The organism is Plantibacter sp. AC185, from assembly GCF_979258065.1.
The window spans coordinates 3,254,220-3,272,171 of the sequence record NZ_OZ409831.1; the positions used below are offsets into that span (position 1 = coordinate 3,254,220).

A 17,952-nucleotide genomic window follows, 5' to 3' on the forward strand; every position below is an offset into this window, starting at 1 on the left:
CGCACGGCCGACTGACACGAGAGGGCCGTCCCGTTCGCGGGGCGGCCCTCCCTGCTGTCTGCTCGCTGTCGCATTCGCGCTGCTCGCTGTCCGGCCCGCTCCGGTCGCCGAGCCTGTCGGGGTGCCGACCCGCGCCACTGGAGCCCGGGCGCAAGGTGCTTCAGCGGATGGGGAGGATGACCAGTGCGCCGCTCGTCGGATGCGTGACGACCTCGACCGGGTATCGGTAGACCTCGGTGATCCGCTCCGCCGTGAGGACCTCGGCGGGGCTCCCGGTCGTGACGAGCCGTCCCTGCTGCAACAGCGAGATCCGGTCGGCGTAGGCGGCGGCGAGGTTGAGGTCGTGCAGCACGACGATCACCGCGTCACCCGCGGCCGCGGCTTCGCGTGCGAGTCGGAGGACGTCCTCCTGGTGTCGGAGGTCGAGTGCCGCCGTCGGCTCGTCGAGCAGGAGGATGCCGGTCCGTTGCGCGAGCACCCGGGCCAGTGCCGCCCGTGCGCGCTCGCCGCCCGAGAGCGACGGCACCTGACGGCCGGACAGGCGGGCGATGTCCGTCTCCGCGATCGCGGCCGCGACGGCCTCGTCGTCGTCGCGTTCGAGCTCGGTCCGCTGCCACGGCGCTCGGCCCATCTCGACGACCTGCTGCACGGTGAACGGGAAGAACACGTCGTTGTGCTGCAACAGCACGGCGCGCCGTCGGGAGAGCTCGCGGGCCGACCAGGCCTGCAGCGGCCGGCCCGCGACGGTGATGCGCCCCTCGGCCAGCGTCTGGTCACCCGTGATCGTCGCGAGCAGGGTCGACTTGCCAGCGCCGTTCGGCCCGATGAGCGCGTGGACCTCGCCCGCGCGGGCGTCGAAGGTCACGTCGTGGAGGATGCGCTTCCCGTTGATCACGACGCCCAAGCTCGAGGCTTCGATCGCGAGCTCGCCGGGTCGGAGGGGCTCGGGGACCGCGAAGCGCCGACCGACGACCGGCACGCTCATCCCCAGCCTCCCGAGGACCGGCGGGTCCGTCGCAGCAGCCAGAAGAAGAACGGTCCGCCGACGAGGGAGGTGAGCATGCCGATCGGAAGGTCGGCGAGCGGGACGGCGGTGCGTGCCACGAGGTCGGCCCCGAGGAGGAGTACGGCCCCGCCGAGGGTGCTGACGACGAGCAGTGGCAGGTGGGCCGGGCCGATGATCATGCGCATGAGATGCGGGATCACGAGCCCGACGAAGGCGATGATGCCGGCGAACGCCACGCTCGCGCCCACGAGCAGGGCGACGACGAGGATCACGAGGATCCGCAGTCCCTCCACGTTGACCCCGAGGTGCCTGGCGCTCTTCTCGCCGAGCGAGAGCAGGTCGAGCTGTTTCGCGACGACGAACGCGATGACGAGGCCCACGAGCACGAGGGGGAGGACGATGGCGAACTGCTGCCAGCGCGAGCCGTTGAGGCTGCCGAGCTGCCAGAAGACGATCTGTTCGCGTGCGGCGGTGTCGCCGAGGAAGGTGAGGAACGCGAGCCCGGCACCGGTCACCGCATTGACGGCGATGCCGGTCAGGACGAGCGTGATGACCTCGGTGCGCCCGTTCGCGCGGCTCATCGCGTAGACGATGAGCGTTGCCGCGAGTCCGCCGACGAACGCGGTGACGGCGACCGTCCATTCCCCGAGGAAGGCCCAGCCGAAGACGATCGTCGCCGACGCGCCGAGTGCCGCCCCACCGGAGACGCCGACCACGCCGGGCTCGGCGAGTGGGTTGCCGAAGATCGCCTGCATGAGGAGGCCGGCCGCTGCGAGCGCCGCCCCGATCACGAGCGCCATGGCGACGCGTGGAAAGCGGATGTTCCACAGGGCGCTCTCCCCGTTCGCGTGGCTGGGCATCGGTCCGATGTCGAGACCGAGCCGGTGCATGATCGAGCCGAGGACCTCGAGGGATGGCACGTGGAGTTGCCCACTGCCCGCCGAGATCAGCGCGAGCGCGATGAGCGCGACGAGCAGGGTGACCGCCAGCGCGCCCGACCGGAGCGACCGTGCGCCGGGGACCTCCGGGTCGATGTCGAGTGGTGCCGCGGTGCGGTTGCCGCCGAGGGCCGAGCGGGTCACGGCTCCTCGTCCGCCGGGGCGCCGGTGTTGGGCGCGTAGAGGGCGCGGGCGAGCGCGTCGAGGACGGCGGCCGTGCGTGGGCCGAAGCTCATGACTTCGGTGTCGCTCATGTCGATGACCCGTCGGTGCTGTCCAGCCGGGGTCTCCGCGACGGCGGGGATGCGCTCCAGGAGTCCGTCGACACCGTCGACCGACTCGAGGCCCTTGGTCATCATGATGAGGACGTCGGGCGCCGCATCGATGAGTGCTTCGGCGGTCATGGGGCGCATGCCCTGCCAGTCGATCTCCTCAGCGACGTCGACGGCGCCCAGTGCCTGGATGAGCGCGTCGGCCCCGGAGCCCTCACCGAAGATGTAGTAGATCCCTGCGTTCCCGCGCACGTAGAGGAACATGACCCGTGGACGGTCGGCGGGGTCGGCCGGAGCGAGTGCTTCGATGTCCGTCATCGTCGTCGCGATCTCGGAGGCGATCCGAGCGCTCAGCGCTTCACCGGCCGCCGGGACACCGAGCGCCGCGGCGACCTGCGTGACGAGGTCGTCGATGTTGTCGAGGTTCCGCTGTGGCGTCAGGACGACGACGGGGATGCCGGAGTCGCGCATCTGGAGGACGACGTCCCAGGGGCCGATCGAACTGTCGGTGAGGATGACGGTGGGCTCGAGCGCGAGGATGGCCTCGCCGTTGAGTTCATGGCCGTTCTGCGTGACGAGGGGGAGGTCGGCGGCCTCCGGGAACCCGGTGGAGGTGTCGCGGCCGACGACGGAGTCACCGAGCCCGAGACCGAACACGGTGGCTGCGAGCGATCCGGACAGGTCGAGGGCCAGGATTCGGCTGGTGTCGCTGATCGTGACCTCGGTGTCCTGGTTGTCGACGAGCGTGACCGGGAGCGATTGCTCTGGGGCGTCGGTGACCGCGGTGATGCCGGGGTCGGCCATGCAGGCGGTGGATGGACCGGTCCAGTCCTTCGGGTCGGCGACGGGCGTGAGTGACCCGAGTGGTTTTGTCGACGCCTCGCACCCAGATGCATCGGGGGCTGATGGTGGATCCGTCACCGCGCAGCCGGATAGCCCAATGGCGAGAGCTGTCAGCATGGCGAACAGCCTGGGGAGGAAGCGATCAAAGGCGTTCATGAGTAAGGACAGGCTAACCTATACCCGGCTCTCTTCGGGCAATATCGGACTCCCGAGCGTGCAGTCGTTGTAGCACGATCCCCAGGCAGGTGGATGCGAGGGAGGTTCAGAGGCATACGGATCATTGGCCGAGACGATTGACGCATGACCGATGGGTATTCGAGAGCAGCGCGTGGCTCGCGAACGGCCACGATCCGATCGCTGTGTGTCGCGACGGTGGCCTTGGCCACTGCCTCTCGCGGACGGGGTTCAAAGCGGAAGGGGTCCAGAGCCGATCGGGCTCTGGACCCCTTCGGATCTCTTATGCCGGGGAGATCACGCGGTCAGCTTGCGACGCCGCTTGATCAGAACCCCTCCGGCCAATATCAGCACGACGGCGCTGAGGATCGCAGCCGACGGGAACTCGGTCCCCGTGACGGCCATCGAGTCCTTTGCTTTGTCTCCATTGCCGGCCAGAGTGGCGATGGAGATGGATGCCCAGCCGATGATGCCGTCTTCGTCGTAGACCGCGAGGCGGTGCACGCCGGTGACGTCAGCGGGGAGGCGGACCTCGAAGGTCCCGCTCTCAGACACCTTGTGCGTACCGAGCGAACTCGGATCGGAGAAGAGGTACGCGGCCACTCGGTCCGCAGCTCGGTCGCTGCCGACGGACACGGTGATGGTCGATCCTGCGATTGCACTCACCGGAACCGTGATGCGACCCTCGTTCTCGAGCGTCAGGTCTGAGCCAGACGGCTCGATCTTCAGCGGTGCCGGTTCGTTGCCTGGTTCCGTGCCTGGGTTCGTACCCGGTTCGGTGCCTGGTTCCGTGCCTGGGTTCGTACCCGGTTCGGTGCCTGGTTCCGTGCCAGGTTCGGGTGCAACGGTCGCGAACGTTACCGGGGTGAATGTCTCGAGCGCCGCGTCTGTCGAGCCATGGGCGCCGATCGTGAACACGCCGCAGGTGATCCCGGTGGCTCGGCAGTCAACGGGTTTGCCGGTACCTCCGATGAACGTGGACGTGGCGGTGAAGCCCTCGAAAGTGAACCCGCCGTCAGCGAAGAGCGCGTGCGAGGCTCCTGCTGTGTCTGAGCCGGGCCAGGCGATGAACCGCTGATTGTCCATGCCCGCTGCGTAGTCGTAATCGACGCCGAGCTTGCCGCCGGCCGACGGGAACGTGGAGGCGTACCCGAACAGGAGGTAGGCACCGCGACGGTTGGTGTGCTGCTCATAGCCGGACCCCGACACCGTGAGCTTGGCACCGTCCGCAAGCTGAGAACCCGGGGTCACGCTCAGTGCGGGACCCGCCGACGGCTGAGGCTCGACCCCGTCGGCGCTCACCGTGACGACGGCGGTCTCCGACTCCACCGATGTGCCGCCTCCGGTGAACACTGCACGGAACGAGTGCGCTCCCTCCGCGAGCCCTGTCGCGGTGTAGGTCGTGGTCGTCGCGCCGTCGACGTCGGTCCAGACCGCGTCGAGGAGCTGCTGCCAGCGGATCGTCGGTGCCGGTGACCCGGTCGCGGTGGCGGTGAGCTTGGCTGTACCGTCGACGCCGATGGTCGCCGACTGGGGGTGTGCGACCACGGTCGGTGAGGACGGAGTGAACGGGTTCTTGCCGTCGCCGAGGGGGTCGAGCGGGTCGACCCTCGAACCTGCGGACGGGGCCGTCTCGGTCGTGACCGTCGCCGTCGCCGTCACCGGCAGGCCGGCCTTCTCCGGGTCACGGAAGCTGCCGGTCCCGTAGAACCACGGACGGTTGCTCGGGTCAAAGTAGTCGACGAGCGACGCGGGGAAACTGTCCGCGTACACCTCGCCTGCACCCTGTGAGTAGGCGCGTCCCGACCACTCCGGCGTGCCGGCGAACGACAGCGTCCCGTCAGTCGCCGTCGTGAGCTCGCTGTCGGCGAACGTCGCGACGATGACGCGCTTGTAGCTGTTCTCGACGGGGCCACTCCACTTGCCGCCGCCGTCGTTCCAGGCGATCTCCGCCGTGAGGGTGGCCTGCCCGTTCGCTGCGATCGCGAGGTGGGGGTTCGCGTACGCCATGTACAGGCCGAGGTAACCGCCGTAGGGGCGGTAGATCGCCGTGCCCGACCAGGACAGTTGTGTCTCACCGGACGCGGGATCGGTCCACCCGGAGCCCGAGGAGAACTCGAAGCCGGTCGTTCCGAGCGAGACGTTCTTGCTTGCGACGTCGCGCACCCACTCCTGGGAGTACGTGGACAGGTCCAGCGTGAAGCGTGCGTCCGCTGCGATGACGGCGCCGGCGGGCGCGGCGGAGGTGACCGGCCCGTTCGGAACCATCACGCTGATGCTCGCCGGTTCGGACTGGATCGTCGAATCGCCGGCGGTGTACACGGCCCGGAAGCTGCTGCCGGTGTCGGCCGCGGACGCGGTGAGCGTCAGGCTGTTGCCCGTCGCCCCGTCGATGTCAGCCCAGTCGGTGCCGTCGGCGGAGCGCTGCCACTGCACGGTGAGCGGGAGTGCTGCTGTAGCCGCGGCTGTGAGGGTGAGCGACTCACCGACGCTGACGCGTGCGGCAGTGGGTTGGGTGGTCACTCGGAGGGTCGGGTCGACCTCTTGCTCGCTCTCGATCCTGATCTTGGTGGCGGCGCTGGCAACCGATCCGTAGACGTTCTCGAGGCGGTAGCGCCAGAGGGCGTCGTACTGCTCGGCCGGGAGGACGATGTCGCCGTAGAAGACACCGAGGGTGGTGGAAGCCCAGACGTCTTCGGTGTTCTGGCGCAGGTAGGGAGCGATGCCGTCCTGCGGTTCGGCGAGTGCGCCGGGTGGGGTTGTCACGTTGCCACGATCAGCGACCGCGTCGGACCAGGCGTCGCCGCGTTTGGCCCAGCTCGCTCCGCCGTCGAGGCTGTACTCGAACCAGGCGTTACCGGAAGACAGACCCGTGCCGGCCCCGGAGTAGGCGAAGTCGATACCGGCGCCGCGTTTTGCTGCGGACAGCGAGGGAGTGAACCACGGCTTGGCGCTGGAGACGTACGACGCGCGGTACGAGTAGACGTTCTTGTCGATGGCTGCCAGGTAGGTCGTCGCCGGATTCCAGCTGACGAAGGAGCTCAACGACCCGGGGAGCACCACACCGGCTGCATCCAATGGGGTCCGCTCACTGCTGTCGGAGGCCGCGAACCTCCGGATCTGTGTTGCACCTGCTGTGGCGAGCTGGATCTCTGAGGTGTACTCCACGAACGCTAGAGAGGCGGCCTGCGTGGGGAGCGTGATCACGCCACGGAGGGCAACACCATCCTTGAGGCTGACGTTCGCGACCTTGCCGGCTGCATCCGCGACCAGGAGCACAGCGTACGGCTTCAGCAACCAGGATGCGGCGATGCCGACGCCCGGGAGCTCCACGGTTGCAACGGCGGAGAGGTCGTACATGGAGACCTTCTCGACGGCGTCGACTCGACTCGAGTACAGGTCACCGTAGGTGTCGAGACGGAACTCGCGATCGACCTGACTGAACGGCAGCGTGATCGGATCGCGTCCGGCCTGTGGTGCCAGGGCGTACGTGAGGCGCTTCGCGCCGTAGCCGCTCGGGGTCGAGTACACGGCCAGGTAGCCCGTGCTGAACGGGCTGATGAGTTCGAGGCTCGTGATGGCGACGCCCGTGCGCTGCTCGAACGCTGCTGCGTCCAGCGTCTCGAACGTCGTGGACGCAGCGGTCCCGAGCGAACTCGATCCAGGCGTGATGACGCGGAGGACGATCGGCTGCCCGTCCTTCGTGCCGAAGAGGGTGATGTTCAGGGGATAGGGCGAGGCCGCACCGTAGTCGAGGCTCGCGGTGCCGGAGGTCACCTCATCGATGTTGGAGCTGATGTCGAGCGTCTGCGTGGCGGCGCCCGAGTCCTCCGCAACCTGCTGGAGGAAGACGTCGCCATCCGATTCGACGACACGGATCGAGTTCGACCCGTTCGTCGACGGTGTATCGATCTGGGTGACGCGCGCGCCAGGATCGATCGCGGTCTTCCCGGCCGGAGCGGTCTCGAACGCGATGTACGGCGCATCACTCGCAGCTGGGGTTCCCTCACCGCCGGTCCCAGGGGCTTCGGGTGCTGTCGCGTAGAGCGCGATGCCGGTCAGCGTCGGTGTGTACGTCTCGCCCGGCAACAGTCCCGCTATGGAAAGGCGGACCTTCGACGACGTGATCTCGCCGAAGCCGCTGATCGACTTCTTCCGGCCGAGTCCCGACGACGCGGAGAATGTCTCCCAGGCCGACGACGCGGACACCCAGCGCTGGAGTTCGAAGCCGGCCACGCGCGCGTTCGTGCCCGAGTCGACGAACTCGTCGATGACGACTTCGGTGAAGGTGACCTCTGAAGTGAAGCCGAGGTCGATCGTGAGGGGGAAAGTGGCGTCATCGGCCGCTGCCCAGCGGGTGCTGCTGGAACCATCGACGAGGTTCGATCCGGCGAGGGCGAAGTTGTTGTGCGGGTGGGTCGAGCTGACGGTGACGTCGGCGCCGAGGGCGAGATCCGTGCGCGGGGTCGCTGCGGTTGCCGGTGTCAGCGATCCGAGAGCGATCACCGCCGCCGCGAGGGCGGCCGCGAGGACCTTCGGAGGGGATATTCGGGACAAGAGGGGCCTTTCGAGACAGTGGTGGGCAGCAGCATTTCGATGTGCCGACGGCGCGCTCCAACAGGTGGGGCTGAGCTCCAGCAGTACTGCTATTTAGGTTAGGATTACCTTATTAACTCGACGACGCGCAAGTGGGCGCACGTGGAAACCGTCGGGGGCATCCGTCTCGGGCGCGACGACAGGCCGTCGGGTGTCTCCTGCATCCTCGCGATCACCCTCGCCTGCGTCGAGGCGCTGGTCTCCCAGCTTCGATCGCGATCGGTCGGGAACCCCGAGACGAGGTCAGGTTCACATCCGCACAAGATCCACCTTGAACACACGAACAATGCGGGCTGCACACGAACACCGTTGTAACCTTGTGCTCAAGTCGACAACTCGCTATGGTCTCCAATGCGGCTTCTGCCGCGTGAGACTGTGGGATGTTATTCACCTTGTGTGAAGCAGGACCTGAGCTCTGATATCCGACCCGGGTATCGATGCTCGGGTCTTTTTTTATGCCTCAACGAGGAGACAGGTTCAGCATGAGTACCAAGTACGCGACACTCGCGGCCGAGATCATCCGACTCGTGGGTGGCCCCGCCAACATCGAAGCCGCATACCACTGCCAGACGCGGCTCCGTTTCTCCCTCCACGACGAGTCGCTCGTTCGCGATAGTGAGCTGCAAGCGACGGCGGGTGTGGCCACGACACGGGTCTCCGGCGGGACCTATCAGGTCGTCGTCGGAACGCACGTCAAAGACGTGTTCGAGGAGGTGGACAGAGAGTTGAGCGCTGCCGGCGTCTCGAGCGCCACCCACACGACCGCTTCGAAACCCGCAGAGCGGCGTAGCGTCTTCAGCGTCGTCGTTGACTTCATCGCGGCCACGTTCCAGCCCATCGTCCCGGCACTCTCCGGAGCTGGCATGATCATGGCATTGCTGGCGGTCCTGGTCGTGACCAACGTGATCACCAGGGAATCCCAGACCTACCAGGTACTCGCGTTCTTCGCCAACGCGGTCTTCTACTTCCTACCGATCTTCGTCGCCATCTCAGCGGCGGACAAACTGAAGACGAACCGGTTCCTCGCCGGTGTTGTGGCAGCGATGATGCTGCACCCGACCTGGACGCAGATGGTCGCGAGTGGTGATCCGGTACATCTCTTCGACGTCATCCCGCTGACGCTTGCATCGTACGGCTCCTCGGTCATCCCGATCCTGCTCGTTATCCTCGTGCAGTCATACTTCGAGCGACTGTTGAACCGGGTCGTCCCGAACGCCATCAAGCTCGTGTTCGTCCCGATGATCACCTTCCTGGTCATGGGCACGCTTGCGATGTCGGTCCTCGGTCCGATCGGCACCTTCCTCGGCGGGTATCTCGCGATCTTCTTCACCTTCCTTACCGAGAACGCACCGTGGGTACCCTCGCTGCTGATTGGCGCGTTGCTCCCGGTGATGGTGATGTTCGGTGTGCACAACGCGGTGGCGCCACTCGGGTTCGCCCAGTTGGCACAGCTCGGGTACGACAGCATCTTCGGCCCGGGTGCGATCTGCTCGAACATCGCGCAGGGTGTCGCGACGCTGGTGGTCGCCGTCCGCACGAAGGACACCAAGCTGCGTCAGATCGCGACTGCAGGTGGAATCACTGCATTGATGGGTATCACCGAGCCGGCGCTCTATGGCGTTGCCCTTCCGAAACGGTATCCCTTGATTGCGGCGATGATCGGCGGCGGCGCCGGCGGACTCTATGCGGGGTTGACCAGCACACACCGGTTCGCCGTCGGTACGTCGGGCCTGCCGGCCGTGTTCCTGTACATCGGAGACAACACCCTCCAGTTCTTTGTCAACATCCTGGTGGCGCTCGCGATCTCAGCGGTGGTCTCTGCTGCGGCCGCCATCCTGCTCTCAGTGCGCTTCGAGCGCGTTGCTGCGGCACAGGATGCACTGCTTGGCTCTGGATTGACGGTCGAAGTCGATATCCCCTCCGCGTCGGTACCTGCGATCGGCACCATCTCAACTGCGGGCACTGGCGGGGAACGAACCGTTTCTGCATCACACGAGATCACCGCTCCCGTCTCCGGCGAGGTCCTACCGCTTGCCGCGATCCCCGATGGAGCGTTCTCGTCGGGCGTCATGGGCCCTGGACTGGGCATCGAACCGATGAACGGTCGAATCGTCTCGCCGGTCACGGGCACCGTTGTGGCCGCCACGAAGACCGGGCACGCGTTCGGCATCGTCACCGACGCGGGCGTTGAGGTCCTCGTGCACATCGGCGTCGACACGGTCCAGATGAAGGGAGCCGGCTTCTCTGGTGCAGTCCCATCAGGGACGCATGTCGAAGTGGGACAGCAGCTCGTCTCCGTGGATCTCGCCGCGATCTCAGACGCAGGTCACCCGGCGACGGTCATCCTGGTCGTGACAAACCCGGACGACGTCGGCGAGGTCTCGGTCACGGCCTCTGGGCGCGTCGTCGCGGGTGAGCCCGTACTCTCGATCGCCGGCTGAGAACCTCAAGGCAGAACTCATGGACTACGCACAGCTCACACCCTTCCCACGCGGCTTCCTCTGGGGCGCGTCAACCTCCGCCTACCAGGTCGAAGGTGCCTGGAATGAAGACGGTAAAGGCCCCTCGGTCGTCGATCTCCACATCCACCGTGCTGAGGGCATCAGCGACTTCACCGTTGCAGCGGACCACTACCACCGGTACCGGGAGGACGTTTCGCTCTTCGCAGAACTCGGCCTCAAGGCCTACCGATTCTCGATCGCGTGGACCCGGATCGTCCCGGACGGTGACGGGGAGGTGAACCCTGCCGGAGTGGCGTTCTACCATCGACTCATCGACGAACTCTTGTCACATGGCATCGAGCCGATCGTGACTCTGTATCACTTCGACCTGCCTGCTGCGCTCGACGACCGGGGCGGCTGGTCGGACCCTGCCACGATTGAAGCATTCGCGCGTTACGCGGGCATCCTCTTCGACGAGTACGGGGACAAGGTGACGACGTGGCTCACCATCAACGAGCAGAACATGATGATCCTGCACGGCAAGGCGATCGGTACCACCGGGCGCAGCGGTCAAGCCGACCAGCGGACGATCTACCAGCAGAACCATCACATGTTTCTCGCTGCAGCGCGCGCCATGGCCCTGTGTCACGAGGTGCTGCCCGGGGCGAAGATCGGGCCAGCGCCGAACATCGTGTCGGTCTATGCGGCCAGCCCGGCGCCGGAAGATGTGCTCGCTGCCGATGACTGGGATGCGATCCGTAACCTCATGTATCTCGATGTCGCCGTTCGTGGAACTTATCATCCGCTCGCCTGGGCCTACTTGACGGAGCGGGGTATCGCCCCGAAGCTGCGCGAGGGGGACGCCGAAACGCTCGCGGCGGGGCGGCCGGACTTCATAGCGTTCAACTACTACTCAACCCAGACGGTTGGTGCCTCCCGTGGTGACGCGAGTGACATCCAGCATCGTGGGGGAGACCAGCAGATCGTCCGCGGCGAGGTCGGAGTCTACCGAGCAGCGAAGAACGAGCACCTTCCTACCAACGCTTTCGGTTGGGAGATCGACCCCGTCGGGCTCAGGACGACGATGAGACGGCTTTGGGACCGCTACCGGTTGCCGCTCATCATCACCGAAAACGGATCGGGAGCGTTCGACGAGCTTGTCGACGGCGTGGTCCATGACCCGTACCGGATCGATTACTTGCGTCGACACATCGAGCAGATACGGTTGGCGATCAGCGACGGCGTCGATGTTTTCGGTTACTGCCCGTGGTCTGCGATGGACCTCGTCTCCACTCATCAGGGCATCTCCAAGCGGTACGGTTTCATTCACGTCGACCGCACCGAAACCGACCTTCGTGGCCTGGAACGCTCGAGGAAAGACAGTTTCCACTGGTACCGCGGGGTCATCGCCGTCAACGGCTTGGATCTCGGTTAGCTTCGAGCAGAAGGACGGTGGCCTGTAATGACGCAACGCCCGACCATGACCATCAAGCGGATCATCGGAAACAACGCCGTCCTGGCGGCCGACGAAGACGACCACGAGTTCGTCGCGCTCGGGCGTGGTGTGGGATTCGGCGTGCGCGCGGGAGACCTGCTTGATCAGGACAAGGTCGAGCAGGTCTTCCTCGCCGGAGGCGACGCGGCCGCTGACCGTCTGACGGAGCATCTGGCAGACACGCCGCTCGCGTGTGTGCGCGCCGCAGCCAGGATCGCTGAACTGGCGAACGAGCGGCTCGGGCTTCGGGTCACCCAGGCCCTCATCCTCCCGCTGGCCGATCACCTGCACTTCGCCATGCAGCGCGCTGAGAGCGGCATGGAGATGCAGTTCCCCCTGCTGTGGGAGGTCAGCCAGCTGTACCCTGCCGAGTTCGCGGTGGGTCAGGAGGCTGTGACGCTTGCCAGTCAGATCCTCCACATACGGATCGATCCCGATGAAGCCGTTGCATTCGCGATGCATCTCGTGAACGCGCAGTTCACCACGCCAGGTGTCGGAGCCGCGATGCAGATGACGGAGATCATTGCACAATCCTTCGCCGTGATCGAAAGTACCTTCTCCATTGCCGTCGACAGGCGTTCCATGAACGCTGCTCGATTCATCACTCACCTTCGCTACGTGTTCGCGCGCGTGAACGCGGGTCAACAGATTGCTGATCCGCACCCGACATTGTTCGAAGCCATCTCCAACGCTCACCCGGAGGCAATCGCCTGCTCGATGAAGATCGCGTATCTGATTGAGATGGGAGTCCGTACCAAGCTCACTCAAGATGAGATCGCCTACCTCGCCTTGCACGTGGCGCGTCTCATCCTCGACATCAGCGAGCGGTAGTCAGAAGACACTGCAAGCGGGCGACTGGGTACAGTCACTGACCAGCGCAGAACGCCCCGTTGCACGCCCTCTGGTGTATTGCTCGGTGCCCGCTGCTCGGTGCCCGCTGCGCGGTTCACGGCGGCCGTGCGACGTTGTTCGTCGTGTGAATGCGGCATCGATGTAAGGCGTCGAACGAGAACGGAGGGGCCGAACCTGCGGTCGACCCCTCCGAATGGCCACGGAGAGGGGCCGGCGGATTGGGCGGTTGTCTTCGTGCTCTCACACACGGATCAACTCCCAGCTCCGCTTCAATTCACGCGTCCCAGTGTGCTGTCGTCAACATCAGCCGCGTGGAAACACGCGGACTGCACCGGACGAAGAGCGCACGAGCGACGTCGGCCAACCAGGTTGGCGAACGTGTTGCGCAGTGCGGTTGCGGTCGAAAGGTCGTCGCCGCTTCGTGAGCAAACTTCAGCTGGTGTCGTCGCGCGAAAAGGCGTACGGTCACGGCGGGTGGCCTCCTCCAGCATCCGTACAGAGCGACGGAGCCACGATGGCGGCAGGATGGATGTTGCTCCACGATGGAACCGTGTATGCGTTGCCGAATCTGTCGGTGGCGCGATTCGTGCAACGGGCTATTGCGCGATTTGCGGTGTCGGGGGATCCTGAGGTCGTTCGGTTCTCGACGCTCGACTCGGTTGAGGTGGTGACCGTGGTGATCGACGAGTCGTCACGGGTGGGTCGTCGCGTTCGTCGTTGATGGTCAGCTTCTTGACATGGAGGACTCGGATCGCCTTGGCTGACCTCTTCAACGCAAGAGTGGCGAGGTCGGTAGGCTTCGAACAGCATTGTCGACGCCACGCGATCGGATGAGTCGTTGTGCTGCATGACGCCAGCCGGTCTACCGGACCGAGACCCTGGAACGCACCGCCGGCTTTCCGCATCACAGCGCCACGCCTGAGCTCGTCCGCGAGCCATCGAGAACTACGACAGAGAGACAGATGACCGAACGGATCGAAACTCAACGGGAGCGCGCTGCCATTGAACGATTCGCTGACCATTGGTCAGCGGCAGGTGAGTCTCGTCTCGAGGGGTTGATCGCGGGGTATCTACTTCTTGACGAGACAGGTGAAGTGAGTGCTGCCGAGTTGGCCGAGAAGCTCGGAATCAGTAGTGGATCGGTGTCAACGTATACACGGCAGTTGATCGACCGTGGTTTCGTCCATCGGGTCCGTAAGCCAGGTGTTCGTGCCCACTTCTTCACCATGGGAAACGATGTGTGGGCGGGATTTCTGGCTGCCGAGCAGGAGTATCTGCAGAACCAGTTTCGTCTTGCAGAGGAGGCGATGTCGTTGGTGAGCGAGGGTGGCCGGTCCTGGGAACGATTGCGGAACATGCGCGACTACATGGGCTGGATGATCGATGCGAAACTACCCGCTGGGTGGGAGCAATTCAAGCGGAAACGTGACGTCGGCGCACCGTGACAAGCGGCGACCCGGTCTGCGAGTCGCGTTCGATGATGCCGTCGATCCCAAACACCTCCCTCACCAGAGCGGTGCTGAGGACGTCGTGTGGGGTTCCTTGGCGGACGACCTGACCGTCGTGCATGACGACCAACCGTGAAGCATATCTGGCTGCCTGGTTGATGTCGTGGAGAACGGCTACGACGGTGCGGCCGTCGTTGCGCATGTCTTGACAGAGGTGGAGGAGTTCGACCTGGTGCGCCAGGTCGAGGAACGAGGTGGGCTCATCGAGGAGGACGTAGTCTGTCTGCTGCGCTAGGACCATCGCGATCCAAACCCGTTGCCGTTGACCGCCAGATAACTCCGTGATGAGCTTCTCGGCGTAGTCCTTCACGCCCGTTGCTTTCATCGCAGTGTCCACGATCTCAGCATCTCCGGGCAGCCATTGGCGAAGTATTGAGTGGTAGGGGTGGCGACCCCGCGCGACGAGGTCGCGCACGCGCAGCGAATCGGGGGCAATCGGGTGTTGCGGGAGCGCGGCGATTCGCCGCGCGATAGCCTTCGGCCGCAGCGTGCGGACGTCCTTCCCATCGAGCGATACCGTCCCAGTAGTTGGGCGTAGCGTTCGGGCTAGGGCTTTGAGCAGTGTGGATTTACCGCAGCCGTTTGGTCCGATGATCGCCGTGAACTCGCCCTCGGGTACCGAGAAACTCAGGTTGGTGCTGACGACCTGGTTTTCGTAGGCCAGGTGTGCGTGTTGCAGGTGCAGTCCGGTCTCCGGCAGCGGGGTGGAGCGGTGGGTGGGTGTCGTCATAGTCGTCCTTTTGAGCGTTCGCGCACGAGCAGGTATCCGAGGTAGATTCCACCGACCCCGAGCGTGAGGACGCCGACGGGGAGACCAGCGACGAGCGGTGCCTGTTGCGCAGCGAGGTCGGCGGCGGTGAGGATGAGAGCTCCGGTGAGCGCGGAGGAGAACACGCTGGCGTTGGAGGTCTTGAGTAGGCGTCGCGCTATCTGTGGGGCGGTGAGCGCTACGAACGAGATGGGGCCGGCTGCTGCGACTGCCGCTCCTCCGGCAAGCACCGAGAGGATCACGGCGATCGATCGTGTGCGGTTCGGGTCGATGCCCACACCTGATGCGGTATCGTCTCCCATCTCCAGGAGAGACACGTCTCTCGAGACGGCGATGGCTGCCGGGAGTATGAGCACAACCGCGCCGAGTGTCACGAGGACGTCTTGTCCGTTGCTGGCATTGAGCGATCCGACGAGGTAAGCGGCCAGCTGGGATGCCGCATCCCGAAGCTGAGTACTCACGACGTACTCAATGATCGCTGCGGCCATCGCGGCCACAGCGATGCCGGCGATGATCGTGCGAGCGGGCGACCGGAATCCTCGTCCGGTACACACGTACACAGCGAGAGTGGCGATTGCGGCACCGAGTACGGCGCCGAGCGAGCTTGGGAAGAGGGGGAAGCTGAGGGTCATGAGGGCTACACCTGCACCGGCTCCCGCTCCGAGCCCAATGACGTCGGGGCTTCCGAGAGGATTGCGAGTGACCGTCTGGAACAACGCACCTGAGACCCCGAGGAGGGCGCCGGCCAAGACTGCTGTAGCCAAACGCGGACCTCGCAGCCGTTCCAACACGAAAGCTGTTTGTCCTTCGGCACGACCCACCAGCGCCTGAGGGAGTTCGGTGACCGGGATGCCCAGTTTTCCGATGGTGAGCGTGAGAAGAGCGACGATCAGGAGGGACCCGATCGAGAGGATCGCGACGATGCAGAAGCGCCGGTCGACCGAGAGCGCAAATCGCCGAGATGTGTCGGTATGGCTCATCGTGTCGCCCATCCCTTGCGCACGGCGAGGAGGAGGAACGGCGCTCCGACCAGCGCGGTCACGATGCCGACCATGATCTCTTCCGGTCGGGCGATCATGCGTCCGGCGATGTCAGCCACCACAAGGAGCGCCGCCCCGAGAACCACAGCAATCGGTATCTGCCATCGGTGGTCGATGCCGACGACTGAGCGGGTCAGGTGGGGGACCACGAGCCCGACGAATGCAATCGGGCCCACCGCTGCTGTCGCCGCGGCGGCAAGGATCGATGCGGAGATAATGCCGCCAGCTCGAACAAGCGCGACCGGCGTCCCCAACGACGTTGCGACGTCCTCGCCGAGAGCGAGGTTGTTCAGCGACGGGGAGAGCATCAGCGCTATCAGCAGGCCGATGATCAATGCAGGTGCGACCATGACGGCGACCTCGGTATCCCGACCACTGAGCGAGCCGATGACCCAAAACCTGAAGGAGTCGAAGACGCTGGGATTCGTGAGGATCATCGCCTGAACGTAGGCGCTCAGCACAGCCGACACCACGGCGCCCGTCAGGACGAGTGAGACGATGCTCCCTGACGCAGAGCGAGCACCGACTGCATAGACGGCAACCACCGTCACCAGTGCACCCGCGAAAGCGATCCACACCGAACCGGAGCCAAAGCCTGAACCCGTGATCGATGCAGCGGTTACGATCGCAGCTGACGATCCCACCGTCACTCCCAGTAGTCCTGGATCTCCGAGCGGGTTTCGTGTGATGGCTTGGATGATCACGCCGGACACCGCCAACGCCGCGCCGCAGAGGACACCCATGACGGTCCGGTCGATTCGAGCGTCCAAAACGGCCGAGACATAGGGTTCGCCTGATCCACGAAGGGCAGAGACGATGTCGGCGGGGTCGGTCAGTTTGCCGCCGAAGAACAGGCTGCACACGATGGCGGTCGCGAGCCCCACCACTGCGAGTACGATCGACCTCACGCGTGAGGGGCTCGCCCCGCGCATCACCGATCGAGCTTTGCGACGGCCTCGTCAATCAGCGGTACGAACCGCTCCAAGGTCCAGGGCACAGTCAGAGCATTGATCATCGATGAACCGGTCACGAATGGCTGGTCCGTGGGAGCGACAACTGTCCCGCGCGCGACTGCTGGGATCTGCTGGTACAGCGGCTGCCCTTCAATCTCTGCTCGGTTCGCCTCATCGGAGTAGAACGTGAACACGAGATCGGACCCTGAAAGTTTGTCCGCGTTCTCCAGGCCGAATGACGCCGAGTCGGTGCCTTCGACCTCGAACTCTCGCAATTCATCGATCACCGGATCGACCGTGAGCCCGAGCGCTCGGACCATGGCCACCCGCTGTTCGTCCTCGAAGAACACGCCAAGGGTGCCTGGGCCGTCGTTGTAGATGTAGGAGAAGGTGATTCCCTCGTACTCCTTGCGTGCGGCTGACCCGAGCTGCGTGTTGATCTCGTCGATCAGATCCCGCGCGGCTTCGGTCTTGCCCATTGCTTGTCCGATGACCTCGATCTGCTCCTCCCAGGTGATCACCCAGGGCTCCTCCTTGTAGGCGACCGTCGGAGCAATGTCCGTGAGGATGTCGAACTGTTCCTGGGTGACGCCAGACCATGGCGCGAGGATCAGATCGGGCTCGAGTCCGACGATCGTCTCGATGTCGAGCTCCGTCGTTCCGGTGAACTGCACGGGCAGTTCAGCTTTCTGCTCGGTGACTGCTTCGTGGATCCACGGCAGATATCCGCTTTCGTCGCTGCCCCACTTGTACTCCTCGATGCCCACGGGAATTGTTCCCAGTGCGATCGCGGTTTCCGCCGATCCCTGGCCGAGGGACACGATCCGTTCTGGCTTCTCGGTGATTACAGCTTCGCCCAGAGCATGCTCGATCGTGACGGTCTCCCAATCGTCATTGGTGCTGCCGCCTTCATCTGCGGACGATTTGGCGGTGGAACTCGTGCAGCCGGTCAGGGCCATCGCAGCGATCAGCACCGCGGTGACTGACAGGGAACGTCGTTGTGTCTTCATACAGATGTGTCCTCTCGTGGCAAGGGAAGCCCCGAGGAGTTAGGCTAGCCTCGAC

The 17,952-nt window shown here is 65.0% G+C and carries 12 protein-coding genes; 4 read left to right on the plus strand and 8 right to left on the minus strand.

Features of this window, described 5'->3' with window-relative positions:
• Positions 1–160: 160 nt before the first annotated feature.
• From ACZZZB_RS15270 to ACZZZB_RS15285, 4 genes are all read right to left on the minus strand, one after another.
• On the minus strand, positions 161–985 hold the full coding sequence (locus ACZZZB_RS15270; RefSeq protein ID WP_463530121.1) for a heme ABC transporter ATP-binding protein: 825 nt from the start codon (positions 983–985) through the stop codon (positions 161–163).
• Positions 982–2,040: a FecCD family ABC transporter permease gene (locus ACZZZB_RS15275; protein WP_463530572.1), complete on the minus strand. Its 1,059-nt coding sequence runs from the start codon at positions 2,038–2,040 to the stop codon at positions 982–984. Before ACZZZB_RS15275 ends, ACZZZB_RS15270 begins: the two co-directional genes overlap by 4 nt.
• A 44-nt stretch (positions 2,041–2,084) precedes the next feature.
• Entirely contained in the window at positions 2,085–3,020 is a 936-nt protein-coding gene (locus ACZZZB_RS15280; RefSeq protein WP_463530122.1) for a heme/hemin ABC transporter substrate-binding protein, read from the minus strand.
• Between the two features lie 510 nt (positions 3,021–3,530).
• Positions 3,531–7,790: a galactose-binding domain-containing protein gene (locus tag ACZZZB_RS15285; RefSeq protein ID WP_463530123.1), complete on the minus strand. Its 4,260-nt coding sequence runs from the start codon at positions 7,788–7,790 to the stop codon at positions 3,531–3,533.
• 521 nt (positions 7,791–8,311) lie between these two features.
• On the opposite strand from ACZZZB_RS15285, the gene ACZZZB_RS15290 reads away from it, so the two are divergent.
• The 4 genes from ACZZZB_RS15290 to ACZZZB_RS15305 all read left to right on the plus strand — a co-directional run bounded on the left by ACZZZB_RS15290 (position 8,312) and on the right by ACZZZB_RS15305 (position 14,062).
• Entirely contained in the window at positions 8,312–10,270 is a 1,959-nt protein-coding gene (locus ACZZZB_RS15290; protein WP_463530573.1) for a beta-glucoside-specific PTS transporter subunit IIABC, read from the plus strand.
• 19 nt (positions 10,271–10,289) lie between these two features.
• Entirely contained in the window at positions 10,290–11,705 is a 1,416-nt protein-coding gene (locus tag ACZZZB_RS15295; RefSeq protein ID WP_463530124.1) for a glycoside hydrolase family 1 protein, read from the plus strand.
• Positions 11,706–11,732: 27 nt separating this feature from the next.
• Entirely contained in the window at positions 11,733–12,596 is an 864-nt protein-coding gene (locus tag ACZZZB_RS15300) for a PRD domain-containing protein (protein ID WP_463530125.1), read from the plus strand.
• A gap of 983 nt (positions 12,597–13,579) precedes the next feature.
• Positions 13,580–14,062 carry a GbsR/MarR family transcriptional regulator gene (locus ACZZZB_RS15305; protein WP_463530126.1) on the plus strand — a complete coding sequence of 161 codons (483 nt, stop codon included), beginning with the start codon at positions 13,580–13,582 and terminating at the stop codon, positions 14,060–14,062.
• On the opposite strand, the gene ACZZZB_RS15310 is transcribed toward ACZZZB_RS15305, so the two are convergent.
• Genes ACZZZB_RS15310 through ACZZZB_RS15325 form a run of 4 tightly spaced genes read right to left on the minus strand, consistent with a single transcriptional unit; the run spans position 14,031 to position 17,897 of the window.
• Positions 14,031–14,855, minus strand: a complete 825-nt coding sequence (locus tag ACZZZB_RS15310) for an ABC transporter ATP-binding protein (RefSeq protein WP_079003095.1) — start codon at positions 14,853–14,855, stop codon at positions 14,031–14,033. The two genes, ACZZZB_RS15305 and ACZZZB_RS15310, sit on opposite strands and share 32 nt — an antisense overlap.
• Entirely contained in the window at positions 14,852–15,874 is a 1,023-nt protein-coding gene (locus tag ACZZZB_RS15315; protein ID WP_463530127.1) for a FecCD family ABC transporter permease, read from the minus strand. The genes ACZZZB_RS15310 and ACZZZB_RS15315 overlap by 4 nt, the downstream gene beginning before the upstream one ends.
• Complete coding sequence (locus tag ACZZZB_RS15320) at positions 15,871–16,821, minus strand: FecCD family ABC transporter permease (RefSeq protein WP_463530128.1); 951 nt, start codon at positions 16,819–16,821, stop codon at positions 15,871–15,873. The genes ACZZZB_RS15315 and ACZZZB_RS15320 overlap by 4 nt, the downstream gene beginning before the upstream one ends.
• Positions 16,822–16,865: 44 nt before the next feature.
• The gene (locus ACZZZB_RS15325) at positions 16,866–17,897 is read right to left on the minus strand and encodes an iron-siderophore ABC transporter substrate-binding protein (RefSeq protein WP_079003092.1); all 1,032 of its coding nucleotides are present in this window, start codon (positions 17,895–17,897) and stop codon (positions 16,866–16,868) included.
• Positions 17,898–17,952: the final 55 nt, after the last annotated feature.